A 12791-nucleotide genomic window follows, 5' to 3' on the forward strand; every position below is an offset into this window, starting at 1 on the left:
TCCGGCGAAATGCTTCGCTTGCTATCTTACGAAGGAATCGCGGAAAAGTGCTGGCCGGCTCTTGCGGCGCAGGCTTTCTTACCGGGGAATGAGTGTTTGTCCTACAACGAATGTTGTCGGGAACGCAAACATGCGGACGCCGCCGGAATGCATGAATCCGGCGAAGCGTCCGCACTCGTGACCGATAAAAGTGATCGCTTGAATCAGATCCAGGCCGGGTTGAGGTTCCATGCCGCCAGCCACTGGCGCAGCTTGGGGCCGGGCATCGGGCGGGAAATGCCGTAGCCCTGGGCCAGCTCGCAGCCCAGTTCCATGAGTTTCTTGCCGTGGGCTTCGCTTTCCACGCCTTCGGCGATGACCTTGCGCTGGAACGCCGTCGCCAGGCCGATCACGCCGCAGACGATGGCCAGGTCTTCATGGTCGCTGAGCATGTCGCGCACAAAGCTCTGGTCGATCTTGAGCGTCTTGGCCGGCAGGCGCTTGAGGTAAGTCAGCGACGAATAGCCGGTGCCGAAATCGTCGATGGAAAACTGCACGCCCAGGTTGCGGCAGGCCTGCATGACGCGCGAGACGGCTTCGATATCCTGCATGGCGCTGGTTTCCAGCACTTCCAGCTCAAGATCGGCGGGGTCGAGTTCGGGATAGCGGGACAGCAGGTTGCCGAGGATGGTCGGGAACAATTCATCCTGCAACTGGTTCGGCGCCAGGTTGACGCTGACCGGCATGCGGATGCCCTGGCCGCGCCAGGTTGCCATCTGCGCCAGCGCACGGCCGATGACCCACACGCCCAGTTCTTCGTTGATCGAGTGGCCGTCGATCAGCGGCAGGAAAGCGGAGGGCGACAACAGTCCGCGGTCCGGATGCTGCCAGCGGATCAGCGCTTCCACACCGACCACTTCGTTGGTCTTCATGTTGATCTTCGGCTGGTAGTGCAGCAGCAGCTCGTTGCGCTCCAGCGCTTCGCTCAGGCGGCGCACGTAGACATGGCGGCTCTTGCCTTCGGCTTCGCGGAAGGCGTCGAAGATATGAAAACGATTCTTGCCCGACTGCTTGGCTTCGTACATGGCCAGGTCGGCATGGCGCATCAACTGGTCTTCGTCGGCGTCGTCATGCGGATAGGTGGTCACGCCGATGCTGGCGGTGACTTCCAGGCGCTTGCCGTCGATCATCACCGGTTCGGCGCAAGCGCACAGGATGCGGCCGACGATGCGCTTGAGTTTCTCGGCATTGTTGATATCCATCAGGACCGCCACGAACTCGTCGCCGCCTATGCGCGCCAGCGTGTCGGCTTCGCGCAGGCTGCCGGCCATGCGGCGCGACAGGGCGACCAGCAACGCGTCGCCGACATCGTGGCCGTGGGTGTCGTTGATTTGCTTGAAGCCATCCAGATCCAGGTACAGCACCGCCAACTGCTGGTTGCCGCGCTTGCACAGCGCCATGGCCTGGCGCAGGCGATCGGTCAGCAGCAGGCGGTTGGGCAGGTCGGTGAGGCCGTCGTAATGGGCGATGTGCTCCAGCTTTTCCTGATGCTGGCGCAGCGGGGTGATGTCGCGCGCGATCTTCGACGCGCCGACGACATTGCCGTAACGATCGCGGATCGGCGAAATCGTCACCGACACATGAATCTGCTTGCCGTCCTTGCGGATGCGCACGGTTTCGAAATGGTCGACCTTTTCGCCGGCAAGGATCTTGCCGAGAATGAAAGTTTCTTCCTGAATGCGTTCCACCGGGAACAGGCGCAGCATGGATTCGCCGATCATTTCTTCTTGGGTGTAGCCGAAGATGGTCTGGGCGGCGCCGTTCCAGCTGCAGATAACGCCGTTGATGTCTTTGGTGATGATGGCGTCGTCGGAGGAACTGACTAGTGCGCGGAATTGCTCGGCGGCGCTTTCCAGTTCAACCTGGGCGGTGATGTCGCGGGCGATCTTGGAAGCGCCGACGACATTGCCGTCCTTGTCGCGCACCGGCGAGATCGAGACCGATACATGGACCGGCTTGCCGCTCTTGTGGATGCGGACGGTTTCAAAATGGGAGACATGTTCGCCGGCGAGGATTTTTTCGAGGATGTAGTACTCCTCATCCTGGCGTTCGATGGGGAACAGGCGCAGCATCGGCCGGCCGATCATTTCGCTTTCGGTATAGCCGAAGATCGCCTCGGCGCCGGGGTTCCAGCTGGTGATGATGCCGGTCAGGGTCTTGCTGATGATGGCATCGTCGGAAGATTTGACGATGGCTTCGAAGCGGTCGTCGGACACCGTGGCAGTCACCAGTTGCAGCGGCGGGACGCGCTGCTTGGGCGGACGCCGGTGCTGCATGCCGCCGAAAGTGCGGGCCGCGGATACACGCTCACATAAGTTGGTTTTCATGGATTGCTATCCTTTGCATGCAGTCGGTTTGGGGAACGGCGCCGGCGCTTCATTGCTGCGGCGCTGTGCTGCATGCCGCATCGGCGCCGGTCGGTGCCATGAAGAAATAATACGCGGCGAGGCGAGGCGTTTGTATCGGGGATTTCCTGAAGGAATCGTCGCCGGCCTGAAGCGCTGCCGCACCTGCATGGTGAAAATAATCTACTATCTGTAGTGCAACTATCACTAGGCAGCCGCCGTCCGCTAGCAATTCGGCAGCACCCCGGCAACGACACAACAACGGAGAATCCATGCTCACGCTTCCCGACTACAGCGACGTCGTCGCAGCAGCCAAACGCATCGAAGGGCACGCCCACAAGACGCCGGTGCTGACTTCGCGCACCGCCAATGACGAAATCGGCGCGGAGATTTTCTTCAAATGTGAAAATTACCAGCGCATGGGCGCCTTCAAGTTCCGCGGCGCCATGAATGCGCTGGCGCGCTTCACGCCCGAACAGCATGCCGACGGCGTCGTCACTTTTTCGTCGGGCAACCATGCCCAGGCTATCGCGCTGGCGGCCCGGGTGCTCGGCATGCCCGCCACCATCGTCATGCCGGAAGACGCGCCGGAAGCCAAAGTCGCCGCCACCAAGGGCTATGGCGGCATGGTGGTGCGCTTTAACCGTTACACCGAAAATCGCGAAGAGATCTGCGCCAACCTGGCGGAAAAGCACGGCCTCACCATGATCCCGCCCTACGACCACCCGGATGTGATCAGCGGGCAGGGCACCGCCGTCAAGGAATTGCTGGAAGAAACCGGCCCGCTCGATGCCTTGTTCGTTTGCCTCGGCGGCGGCGGCCTGTTGTCCGGTTCGCTGCTGTCGGCCAGGGCGCTGGCGCCGGACTGCAAAACCTACGGCGTCGAGCCGGAAGCCGGCAACGACGCCCAGCAATCGCTGCGCGCCGGCAAGATCATCCACATCGACACGCCGCGCACCATCGCCGACGGCGCCCAGACCCAGCATGTCGGCAATTACACCTTTGAAATCATCAGGCGCGACGTTGCAGACATCCTCACCGTCAGCGACGACGAGCTGATCGCCTGCATGCGCTTCTACGCCGAACGCATGAAGATGATCGTCGAACCGACCGGCTGCCTGAGCTACGCCGCCGTGCGCAAGATGAAGGAGCAACTCAAGGGTAAGCGCGTGGGCGTCGTGGTCAGTGGCGGCAACGTCGATCTGGCGAAGCTGGCCGGCTATTTTGCCGACGCATGAAATCCTCCTGCAAGAACCTGCTGCAAGACCGAAACTTAAGGAAACACACCAATGACAAGTTCGACCGCTGCACCTCAAGCATTGCGCAAGCTCTACCCGCCGATCAATCCCTACGACAGCGGCATGCTGGACGTCGGCGACGGTCATCAGGTGTATTGGGAAGTCTGCGGCAATCCCCAGGGCAAGCCGGTGGTGTTCCTGCATGGCGGCCCCGGCGGCGGTTGCGGTCCGTCGCACCGGCAATTGTTCAATCCGGAGAAATACCGCATCGTGCTGTTCGATCAGCGCGGTTGCGGGCGCTCGCAACCGCATGCCAACCTCGACGCCAACACCACCTGGGATCTGGTGGCCGACATCGAACGCCTGCGCGTCATGCTCGGCATCGACAAATGGCAGGTCTTCGGCGGCTCGTGGGGCAGCACGCTGGCCATTGCCTATGCTGAAACCCATCCCGGGCGAGTCACGGAAATCATCTTGCGCGGCATCTTCCTGCTGCGCCAGCGCGAGCTCGACTGGTACTACCAGGAAGGCGCATCGTGGCTGAGTCCGGACCGCTGGGAAGCATTTCTGGCGCCGATCCCGGAAGCGGAGCGCGGCGATCTCATGACGGCCTATCACAAGCGCCTGACCGGCAGCGACGAAGCCGCCAAGCTGGAAGCCGCGCGCGCCTGGAGCCAATGGGAGGCGGGGACCATCACTTTGCTGCCGAACCAGGGCATGATCGACCAGTTCGGCGACGCGCATTTTGCATTGGCCTTTGCGCGCATCGAGAACCACTACTTCGTGCACAAGGGTTTCATGGAAGAAGGCCAACTGCTCGCCAATGTCGGACGTCTGAAAGATATCCCCGGCGTCATCGTGCAAGGCCGCTACGATCTCGCCACACCGGCCGGATCGGCCTGGGAGTTGCACAAGGCCTGGCCGAACGCGCAGTTCCATCTGGTCGAGGCCGCAGGTCATGCCTATAACGAGCCCGGCATCCTGGACAAGCTGATCGGCGCCACCGACAGCTTTGCCGACAATTAAGAATTAAGGAACGCCTCATGAACATCTTCATCACCGGCGCCAGCGGCTACATCGGCGGCTCGATTGCCTTGCATCTGATGAAATCGGGTCACCATATCCGCGGCCTGGTGCGCGACGCGGCAAAAGCCGAACGTCTGCGCGCACTGGGCATCGAACCGGTCCTCGGCGACCTCGACAACAAACAGCTGTTGATGCAGGAGGCGGGCAACGCCGACGCCGTCATCAACTGCGCCAGCAGCGACCATCGTCCGGCAATCGAAGCATTGCTGGAAGGATTGGCGGGCAGCGGCAAGCCCTTGCTGCATACCAGCGGATCCAGCACCGTCGGCGACGCCGTGGCCGGCAAGTCCTTGAGCGACAAGATCTTCGACGAAGACACGCCGCTGATCGTGGCCGAGGGAAAGCAAGCCCGTTATGAACTCGACCGCCGCATTATCGATGCCGCCGGCACGATGGACATCAGGACCGTCATCCTCTGCAACACCCTGATCTATGGCACCGGCAAGGGCCTGCATCCGGACAGCGTGCAGATTCCCGCGCTGGTCGATCATGCGCGCGCCTGCGGCATCGTGCAGATCGTCGGCCCCGGCCTCAACCGCTGGGCGACGGTGCATATCGACGACGTGTGCGCGCTGTACCAGCTGGCGCTGGAAAAAGCACCGGCAGGATCTTTCTATTTCGTAGAAAACGGCGAGGCCTCGCTGGCCGACATCGCCGCCGCGATCGGCAAGCGCCTCGGCATAGCGAAAATAGAGGGACTTAGCGAAGAAGATGCCATCGCTGTCTGGGGACTCGGGCGGGCGCGCTATTCGCTCGGCTCCAACAGCCGCATTCGCGGGATCCGGGCCCGCAAGGAACTGGGCTGGCAGCCGCAGCATGCGTCGGCGATTGCGTGGATCGAGGAAGAGATGGCGTGATTTTGATCGTTGGAAAAGTGCATTCTCGGTAGGTTGGATGCCGCGAAAAAATAGGTAAAGATTCGTCAGTCGATTGTCAGCTCCCTGTGCAAACATCCAATAAAAATGGCAGCAAGGGGTGATGCTGTTTCCGTATAAGTAAAAAAATGATTGCAAGAAAAGCAATCGACTACAAGCGATGAAAAAAATAACAAGGGTGGGGTATGTCCGTGCGGTTGCCGCAGGACTTCTTTCCGGTTGCGCATCGACGGTCAGGAACTACGGGCTCGACGATCATTTTTCCAGTACGGGAGCAGCGTCCGGTTCCAACTCTACACGTGAGCAATGCGCGCAGACCAACGATGCGGTGTGGGTCGAAGGAGCGTCGTTCCGGGAATGCATTCGCTATTTCCCGTCCAAAGATTTCAGCAGCGGAACGGTACGCAGAGCCATTGTCTTCATGGCAGGCGATATCCTTTCCACGAGCGGGGACTACCCGCATAGGGACGAACTCGCCCGCATAGCGCGCGAGCAGGGCCCGCGAGGGGCGCAGGAAAACACAAGCCGGGGGAGGTCGCAAACAGGGGATAAATAATAAAGGGAACAGAAAGAACAAAAGCGGTGATTAAAAAATGGGGCCGGTAGTCAACGGCTCCGTCAAATCAAAAACGGATGCTTTATTCATGCTTAAAAAAATCATATTCATTTCAGTCCTGCTGACGACCTTGTCAGCGTTGACAGGATGTGCCGTCAATCGCGCCACCGCCAGCCTCACGCCCGGCACCGACCTGACGGCCATGAAAACCTTCTACGTCGTGAAGTCGCCAAAGGATGAAAAAAATGTCGATCAGCTGATCAAGGATTTCCTGGTCAAAAAGGGATATTCGGTGACAACCGGGCCGGAGCTGGCGCCGCCGTATCAGGCCGACGGTGTGGTGACCTACATCGACAAATGGTTCTGGGACATCACCATGTACATGCTGGAACTGACCATCAATGTCCGGCAGCCGAACAATTTCCCTGTTGCCACCGGCAATTCTTTCCACACCTCGCTGACCAGAAAGTCGCCGCCGGAAATGGTGGAAGAGGTGATGACCAATATTTACAAAGAAGCTAAATAAATTTACGGAGAACCCAATGAAAGTTTCAATGAAATCCATTTTTTCCAGCAGCCTGTTCGGCGTCGCCGCGGTGGTGCTTACTTCTTCCATGCTGGGCGGATGCGCCTCGCCGTCGACAGCGGTGGGCATGACGCCTGCAGCCATCAAGACAACCAACAAGCATGCGCAGTCCGTCTCGCTGACAGTCGGCGGCGGCAAGGAAACCAGCGCGACCGGCAAGTCGCAAATCTCCGATGCCGCTTTCGCCGATGCGATCAGCAACGCCATCACCAGCTCGAAAGTCTTCTCCAGCGTGATCAAAGGCAGCGGCGGCGACACCGTCCTGACGGTCACCATTTTCAATATCGATCAGCCCTCGTTTGGTTTTTCCTTTACAGTGAAAATGGAAGCCGGCTGGACCCTGAAGCGAGCCGACACCGGCGCCGTCATCTGGCAGGAATCGGTCAAGTCTGAACATACGGCAACGACCAGCGATGCCTTTGCCGGCATTGAACGACTGCGCCTGGCAACTGAAGGCGCTGCGAAGAACAATATTGCAGAAGCTTTGCGCAAGATATCGGCGCTTGATTTCTAATTTGTATAGTCGGCCCTGAAGGATCGGTTTGCCATGACCGGTCCTTTTTTTTGCAGAAAAATCCGATCGGACAGATTGGGTTGGCAATAAAAAGGCTCTCCGACCGGAGAGCCTTTTGGCGGCGTTCAGACGAGAACGCCGCCGCCGTCGATCACGACGGTCTGCCCGGTAACAAACGTGTTATTCATCAAATACAGGTAGGCCTGGGCAATTTCGTCGGCCTCGCCGACACGCCCGACCAGCAAGGCCGAACCGGCATGCTGGTACATCGCTTCCCGATCCTGCTCCGGCATGTTTGACCACAGCGGCGTACGAACAAAACCCGGGCTGACAATATTCACGCGCAGCGGCGCCAGTTCGACCGCGAGTGCGCGCGTCAAGCCTTCCATCGCACTGCAAATGCTGGCGCCGATCGTCAAGCCTTTGGGCGCCCGGGAACTGGCGATGCCGCTGGTCAGCACGATGGAACCGCCTTGCCGTATGTGGGGCAGGGCCGCCTTGACCGCCGCAATTGCGCCGAACACCCGCACGTCGAATGCATCGCGTACTGCGCTCATTTCAAGCCCATCCAGATTGCCGAACAACAGGCTCTCGCCGGCCGTATAAACCAGATGGTCGAAATCACCGACGTCCTTGAATAAACGCGCCATGGATTCGGCGCTGTTCACGTCCGCCACCACGCCAATTGCACTCGCGCCCAGTGCAGCGACAGCCGTGTCGACCTTTTCTCTTTTTGAAGACGACACGACGACTTCCGCTCCCTGCATGCGCGCTGCCCGGGCAGTCGCAAAGCCGATGCCGGATGTTCCACCCAGGATGACGATTTTCTTGTTTTGCAGATTCATATCAATTAACTCCCTATCTATTGCACCGGACGGCGCAGGAAGTATTCTGATTGCATCGGTTTTTTTAATAAACTATGATTCTTTTATTACATTCATAACCAAAGCTTGCGAATGGATCGTTTTGTCAGCATGTCGATCTTCACCAGGGTCGTCGAACGTGGAAGTTTTGTTGCCGCGGCGGCAGGCAGCGGGATGACCGCAACCATGGTCGGCAACCACATCCGGGCGCTTGAAGACCGGCTGGGTGCGCGTCTGCTTAACCGCACGACGCGCCAGCAAAGCCTGACTGACACGGGCCGCAATTACTACGAACAGTGCGTCAACATTCTGGCGCAGGTTCAGGCGGCGGAAGGCGAGGCGCGCGATATACGTGAACGGCCGCGAGGTCGCCTGCGCGTGAGTGTGCCGGTGATGTACGGCACCATGAAGCTGGTGCCGGCAATCGGCGAGTATCTTGATGCCAATACCGAGGTGGAAGTGGAGCTGGCGCTGAACGACCGGTTCGTCGATCTTGCCGACGAAGGCTTTGAAGCGGCAATCCGCATTGGCGATCTGCCCGATTCAAATCTGATCGCACGCCCCTTGGCCCGCTCGTCGCTCGTTGCCTGCGCATCGCCGGCGTACCTTGCGCGACATGGGACGCCGGCAACGCCCAAGGATCTGGAAAAACACCAGTGCATTGCGATCGGGTTCGTCAGCGGACTGAAACGCGACTGGCGCTTCACCCTCGCGGATGATTCGCAACAGATCGTACGCGTACCTGGCCGCCTCGATATCAGCGGTAGCGGCAACGCTCTGCGTGAAGCCGCACTCGCTGGCCTCGGCGTCATTTTCCAGCCGGAGATGATGGTCGCCCAGGATATCGCCGCAGGAAGCTTGATCAGACTGTTTCCCGACTTGCCTTCGCCGTCGAATCCCGTACATCTGGTGTATTTGCCGGAACGCAAGCTGACGGCAAAGCTGGTCAGTTTCATCAACTTCATGACTGCGCGATTTGGACCCGAAACTGAACTGGCGGGAGGCGCCGGATCTGGCCGGTGAGTTGGGCCTGCAGGCTCAGTTATTGTAAAAATGCTGTACCCAATGAGGGCGATTAACACTGAGATCGTCAGCACACCGAAGTGTGCTGACGCGGACGCTCTGGCAGGTTTAATCCGCCGGAGGAAAATCGACCACGGTATCGTTGATCCGATTGAACAGATTGGTGAACGTGATGCTGGCAACGGCAAGGGCGATTTCTACAATTTGCGCATCGCTAAAGCCGGCATCTCTGATGTTTTCCAATGCTGCGGCTGGCAGTGTTCCTTTTGTCGAAATCACTTCCCGGGTGAAATTTGCCAGCGTATCCAGGCGCACATCGCTCGATGGTTCTCCTTCGCGGATGGCCAGAACGTCTTCTTTGCTCAGCCCGGTTTTTTTGCCGATCAAGGTGTGCGCTGCCAGGCAATAATCGCATGCTGCGGCCTGGCTGACGACGAGTTTCACGACCTCTCCCTCTTTCGCGCCGAGCGTTCCCTTTTTTAACGCCCCGTCAATATTAAGCAGCGTTTCCAATGCTATCGGGCTATTGCTGCCAATATTGACGTAAGCGTTGGGTACGAGACCTACGGCGGCCTTGATGCCGGCGTAAAGTTGTGCGGCGTGTCCGCTGGATTCGGATACTGGTTGGTTAAATAAACGGCTCATGATTGTTCCTTAAAAAGTAAGAATGGGGGGCGGCCTCAGGCGCGCCTTCAATACGGATGAATGCTTATTCAGCAGATTTTTCGATCGCTGAAACCAGGCCTGGCACGTCGGTCAGGAACGGCGTATGGCCGGTGTTGAGCGTGAACTCCAGGCGAACCGGCGTGGCGGCGACCATTTTTTGCTGCAGGTAAGGGCTGACGACCTGATCCTGTGCGGTGTGGATGTAGACCTTGTCGACCTTGCCGAAGCGTTGCGCGGTCAGCTTCAACGGTGTGACGATAGGCGCCAGCGGCTCATCGATGATCAGGTCCGGCAACACCTTGCGCAAACCTTCCGGCGCACCGTTGGCAAACAGATCGGCGCGGGCCGCGTAGTTGACCGAGACCATGCCTTTGGCTTCGTCAATCTTCAGTGCCGGACCGGCTTTGCTATCCCGGTCTTGCTTCGCCAGTGACAGCATCGATTCGCCGTCCTGCGGCAGATAGGCCGCCAGATACACGGCTGTCCTGACCTTGGCCGGGGCCGCTTCTGCTACCGCCGATATCGCGATGCCGCCAAAACTGTGACCCACCAGCACTACCGGCTTGGATTCGCCATTGATGGCCTTGAGTACCGTGTCGCGATACACGTCGCCGCTGACAAGATTGGTCGCCATCGGCGCACTCGGACGGCCCGGCAGATTGACGTTGATCACGCGATAGCCGTCAGCCTGCAGCCTGGCGCTGACGCCGTCCCAGATATGGGCGTCTTCAAATGCGCCGTGGACGAGGGCAATAGCCGGATTTTCTGCAGCCATTGCATGAACGCTGGCCAAGGCCACGGAAGTCAATATCAAAACGTTTGCTACTTTCATGTCATACTCCTGGAGAAGGTCTATAAGATCGGAAACCACAGGGAGAATGATAGGAGTCAATGACATGACAGCCCATATCCGAGAGCCCGGACTTCATGATCGATCGTCCGGAAGAATGGCGGACTATGACATGGCGGCTACCCGGGCTGATGTCTTGTCCCAAGTGCTGACCCTGATCCGTTTGCGTGGTGAACTGGTGTATTCGGCGCGGCTGAGAGGGCCGTGGTCCATTGCTTTTCCTAAGCGGGCGGCGCATTTCTATTTCGTCGAAACCGGTACGATGTGGATCAAGACGCAGGGTGCCGAGCCGATTGCCGTACATCAGGGCGATATGTTGCTGCTGCCGCATGGCATCGTCCACCAGATTTGCGACGATCCTGCCACGCCGCCGGCAGAAATCGGCAGCCTCATCAACGAACATTTTGATCGCGATAAGTCGGTGCTCGATTACGGCGGCGATGGCGCGCCGACTTCTCTTGTCGGCGGCCTGTTCCATTTCGAAGGCGGATCGCTGGCAGCCGTTATGGCGGCGCTCCCTCTGGTGGTGCATATTCCCAGTGAAGATGGCAAGACGCCGGATTGGTTACGCGCGCTCACCCATTTCCTGGTCAAGGAATCGCATGAGGTCGAGCCAGGTTCATCGCTGATGATCTCACGGTTGATCGATTTGCTTGTGATACGTACGCTGCGTACCTGGGCCGCCAGTCAGACGCATCCGCGCAGTTGGGTAGGCGCACTGGGCGACGAACGTATCGGCCGCGCGCTCAATGCCATCCATGCGGCGCCGTATCAGCCGTGGACGGTCGAGGGATTGGCCGGTATCGCCGCGATGTCGCGCTCGATTTTTGCAGAGCGCTTCACGGCACGGGTCGGCGAGGCGCCGTTGCACTATGTCAAACGACTGAAATTGACGTTGGCTGCGGACATGCTTGCCAGCGGCGGGTTGCGTGTCACCCAGGCAGCGGAACGCGTCGGTTACGCGTCGGATGCGGCCTTCAGCCGAGCCTTCAAGGCGCAGTTCGGCTATGCACCGAGCGAGACAAGCAGGCTTCAGGACAGGGCGTCAGGCGACGCAAGCTCTTAGATGCGAGCAGACTAAAAGGTGTTTTCCAGGCCTCTTGATGGTTCGGCTTACTCGTTCTTCCGATGATATGTTGGGATCCCGATTCGACAGTAGCCGCCATGGATTCCCTTAATTTTTGTTCTCGTGTATTTCTGCAGGAAGCGGCATGCGATAGATTCGGCCAGACGAGCTGGAAATCGAAGTCACATAAAGGACCTGTTCAGCAACCGAGATTGCCAGGTTCGAATGGTGCGCGCCAGGCACCTCTATTGTTTTGATATGTTCCCCTTTTGCATTTAAGACCCAACATCCATCGCCGTTAAATAACGCCACATAGATCAGTCCGTGAGGCCCCACACGAATACCGTCCGGCGTATGGCGGCCAGTAGAAGAGGGTGGGGCAAGAGAGTCGAGCTGAGCAAATATCTTCGGCCTGTCCAACGTCCCGTCATCGTTGATCCGATAGCGGAGGATCCTGTCGGCGCCGCTTTCTCCCATGTACAAAATCTTGCCGTCCGGGGATACCGCAATACCATTTGCATTGTCGATGCCATCTGCGACTTTTTGCGGCACATCGCTGGCGTGCGGCAAAAGAAATACCTGTCCTTCACCGGGACGATCACCCGAGGCCGTGAAATACACATCGCCACGGTCGTTCGTAACCAGATCATTCGGGTGAGAGAATCGCTCTCCCGAACGTGAATGCTTGATCGTCCCCAGGCGCGCCCCATTCAGCGAGATTTTTTCAATCGCGCCGCTATCGTAACAAGCCACCAACAAGCTTCCATTTGCAGCGACAAGCCCATTGGCTCCGCATCCCGGCAATTTTGCGACCGTCGCGTAGCTGCTGCCATTAAGTTTATTCACGGTGGAAGCCTGATAGTCCACGAAATAGAGCGCCCCATTAACGACGATCGTCCCCTCCGGAAAACCAAGACCATCTGCAACGATATCGGTATTCGGCGACCCGGCGAATGCGCCGCTTGCCAGTAACGTTGTAAGTACAAATCCTGCTAGCCATTTGAACATGGGGACATTTCCAGTTGCTGATTGATCGGTGCGAGCAGGCGGCATGGCCTTTTATCCAACGATACCGCCGCGCTGC

The 12791-nt window shown here is 58.7% G+C and carries 12 protein-coding genes; 7 read left to right on the forward strand and 5 right to left on the reverse strand.

Annotation, left to right across the window (positions count from 1 at the left end):
* Positions 1 to 203: 203 nt before the first annotated feature.
* Positions 204 to 2366: an EAL domain-containing protein gene (locus AKL25_RS13335; protein ID WP_157050636.1), complete on the reverse strand. Its 2163-nt coding sequence runs from the start codon at positions 2364 to 2366 to the stop codon at positions 204 to 206.
* 290 nt (positions 2367 to 2656) lie between these two features.
* Between AKL25_RS13335 and AKL25_RS13340 the strand changes: the two genes are divergently transcribed.
* The 5 genes from AKL25_RS13340 (at position 2657) to AKL25_RS13365 (ending at position 7239) form a co-directional block, all read left to right on the forward strand.
* On the forward strand, positions 2657 to 3622 hold the full coding sequence (locus tag AKL25_RS13340) for a threo-3-hydroxy-L-aspartate ammonia-lyase (protein ID WP_050478154.1): 966 nt from the start codon (positions 2657 to 2659) through the stop codon (positions 3620 to 3622).
* A gap of 51 nt (positions 3623 to 3673) precedes the next feature.
* Positions 3674 to 4648 (forward strand): prolyl aminopeptidase, encoded by a 975-nt coding sequence (gene pip / locus AKL25_RS13345; RefSeq protein WP_050478155.1) that lies wholly within the window; start codon positions 3674 to 3676, stop codon positions 4646 to 4648.
* 17 nt (positions 4649 to 4665) lie between these two features.
* Positions 4666 to 5565 carry an NAD-dependent epimerase/dehydratase family protein gene (locus AKL25_RS13350; RefSeq protein ID WP_050478156.1) on the forward strand — a complete coding sequence of 300 codons (900 nt, stop codon included), beginning with the start codon at positions 4666 to 4668 and terminating at the stop codon, positions 5563 to 5565.
* A gap of 662 nt (positions 5566 to 6227) precedes the next feature.
* Complete coding sequence (locus tag AKL25_RS13360) at positions 6228 to 6665, forward strand: hypothetical protein (protein WP_050478158.1); 438 nt, start codon at positions 6228 to 6230, stop codon at positions 6663 to 6665.
* Positions 6666 to 6693: 28 nt separating this feature from the next.
* Positions 6694 to 7239 (forward strand): hypothetical protein, encoded by a 546-nt coding sequence (locus AKL25_RS13365; protein ID WP_050478159.1) that lies wholly within the window; start codon positions 6694 to 6696, stop codon positions 7237 to 7239.
* A gap of 125 nt (positions 7240 to 7364) precedes the next feature.
* On the opposite strand, the gene AKL25_RS13370 is transcribed toward AKL25_RS13365, so the two are convergent.
* Complete coding sequence (locus tag AKL25_RS13370) at positions 7365 to 8084, reverse strand: SDR family oxidoreductase (RefSeq protein WP_050478160.1); 720 nt, start codon at positions 8082 to 8084, stop codon at positions 7365 to 7367.
* Positions 8085 to 8213: 129 nt separating this feature from the next.
* Between AKL25_RS13370 and AKL25_RS13375 the strand changes: the two genes are divergently transcribed.
* Positions 8214 to 9125: a LysR family transcriptional regulator gene (locus AKL25_RS13375; protein WP_240475733.1), complete on the forward strand. Its 912-nt coding sequence runs from the start codon at positions 8214 to 8216 to the stop codon at positions 9123 to 9125.
* 108 nt (positions 9126 to 9233) lie between these two features.
* On the opposite strand, the gene AKL25_RS13380 is transcribed toward AKL25_RS13375, so the two are convergent.
* Together AKL25_RS13380 and AKL25_RS13385 are read right to left on the reverse strand one after the other, a co-directional pair.
* Positions 9234 to 9770, reverse strand: coding sequence for a carboxymuconolactone decarboxylase family protein (locus tag AKL25_RS13380; protein ID WP_050478162.1), 537 nt, complete (start codon positions 9768 to 9770; stop codon positions 9234 to 9236).
* Positions 9771 to 9834: 64 nt separating this feature from the next.
* The gene (locus AKL25_RS13385; RefSeq protein WP_050478163.1) at positions 9835 to 10623 is read right to left on the reverse strand and encodes an alpha/beta fold hydrolase; all 789 of its coding nucleotides are present in this window, start codon (positions 10621 to 10623) and stop codon (positions 9835 to 9837) included.
* Positions 10624 to 10687: 64 nt separating this feature from the next.
* Here AKL25_RS13385 and AKL25_RS13390 point away from each other — a divergent pair, with 64 nt between their 5' ends.
* Positions 10688 to 11707 carry an AraC family transcriptional regulator gene (locus AKL25_RS13390; protein ID WP_167541884.1) on the forward strand — a complete coding sequence of 340 codons (1020 nt, stop codon included), beginning with the start codon at positions 10688 to 10690 and terminating at the stop codon, positions 11705 to 11707.
* A gap of 108 nt (positions 11708 to 11815) precedes the next feature.
* Here AKL25_RS13390 and AKL25_RS13395 read toward each other — a convergent pair whose 3' ends face one another.
* Complete coding sequence (locus AKL25_RS13395) at positions 11816 to 12715, reverse strand: SMP-30/gluconolactonase/LRE family protein (protein WP_050478165.1); 900 nt, start codon at positions 12713 to 12715, stop codon at positions 11816 to 11818.
* Between the last annotated feature and the right edge of the window lie 76 nt (positions 12716 to 12791).

Origin of the sequence: Herbaspirillum rhizosphaerae (assembly GCF_001189965.1) — a bacterium.
In the GTDB taxonomy this organism is placed as follows: domain Bacteria; phylum Pseudomonadota; class Gammaproteobacteria; order Burkholderiales; family Burkholderiaceae_D; genus Herbaspirillum; species Herbaspirillum rhizosphaerae.

Excerpts from the sequence above, each read along its gene's own strand:
- AKL25_RS13335 (WP_157050636.1), bottom strand. The coding sequence starts at position 2,366 with ATGAAAACCAACTTATGTGAGCGTGTATCCGCGGCCCGCACTTTCGGC.
- AKL25_RS13340 (WP_050478154.1), top strand. The coding sequence starts at position 2,657 with ATGCTCACGCTTCCCGACTACAGCGACGTCGTCGCAGCAGCCAAACGC.
- pip (WP_050478155.1), top strand. The coding sequence starts at position 3,674 with ATGACAAGTTCGACCGCTGCACCTCAAGCATTGCGCAAGCTCTACCCG.
- AKL25_RS13350 (WP_050478156.1), top strand. The coding sequence starts at position 4,666 with ATGAACATCTTCATCACCGGCGCCAGCGGCTACATCGGCGGCTCGATT.
- AKL25_RS13360 (WP_050478158.1), top strand. The coding sequence starts at position 6,228 with ATGCTTAAAAAAATCATATTCATTTCAGTCCTGCTGACGACCTTGTCA.
- AKL25_RS13365 (WP_050478159.1), top strand. The coding sequence starts at position 6,694 with ATGAAATCCATTTTTTCCAGCAGCCTGTTCGGCGTCGCCGCGGTGGTG.
- AKL25_RS13370 (WP_050478160.1), bottom strand. The coding sequence starts at position 8,084 with ATGAATCTGCAAAACAAGAAAATCGTCATCCTGGGTGGAACATCCGGC.
- AKL25_RS13375 (WP_240475733.1), top strand. The coding sequence starts at position 8,214 with ATGTCGATCTTCACCAGGGTCGTCGAACGTGGAAGTTTTGTTGCCGCG.
- AKL25_RS13380 (WP_050478162.1), bottom strand. The coding sequence starts at position 9,770 with ATGAGCCGTTTATTTAACCAACCAGTATCCGAATCCAGCGGACACGCC.
- AKL25_RS13385 (WP_050478163.1), bottom strand. The coding sequence starts at position 10,623 with ATGAAAGTAGCAAACGTTTTGATATTGACTTCCGTGGCCTTGGCCAGC.
- AKL25_RS13390 (WP_167541884.1), top strand. The coding sequence starts at position 10,688 with ATGACAGCCCATATCCGAGAGCCCGGACTTCATGATCGATCGTCCGGA.
- AKL25_RS13395 (WP_050478165.1), bottom strand. The coding sequence starts at position 12,715 with ATGTTCAAATGGCTAGCAGGATTTGTACTTACAACGTTACTGGCAAGC.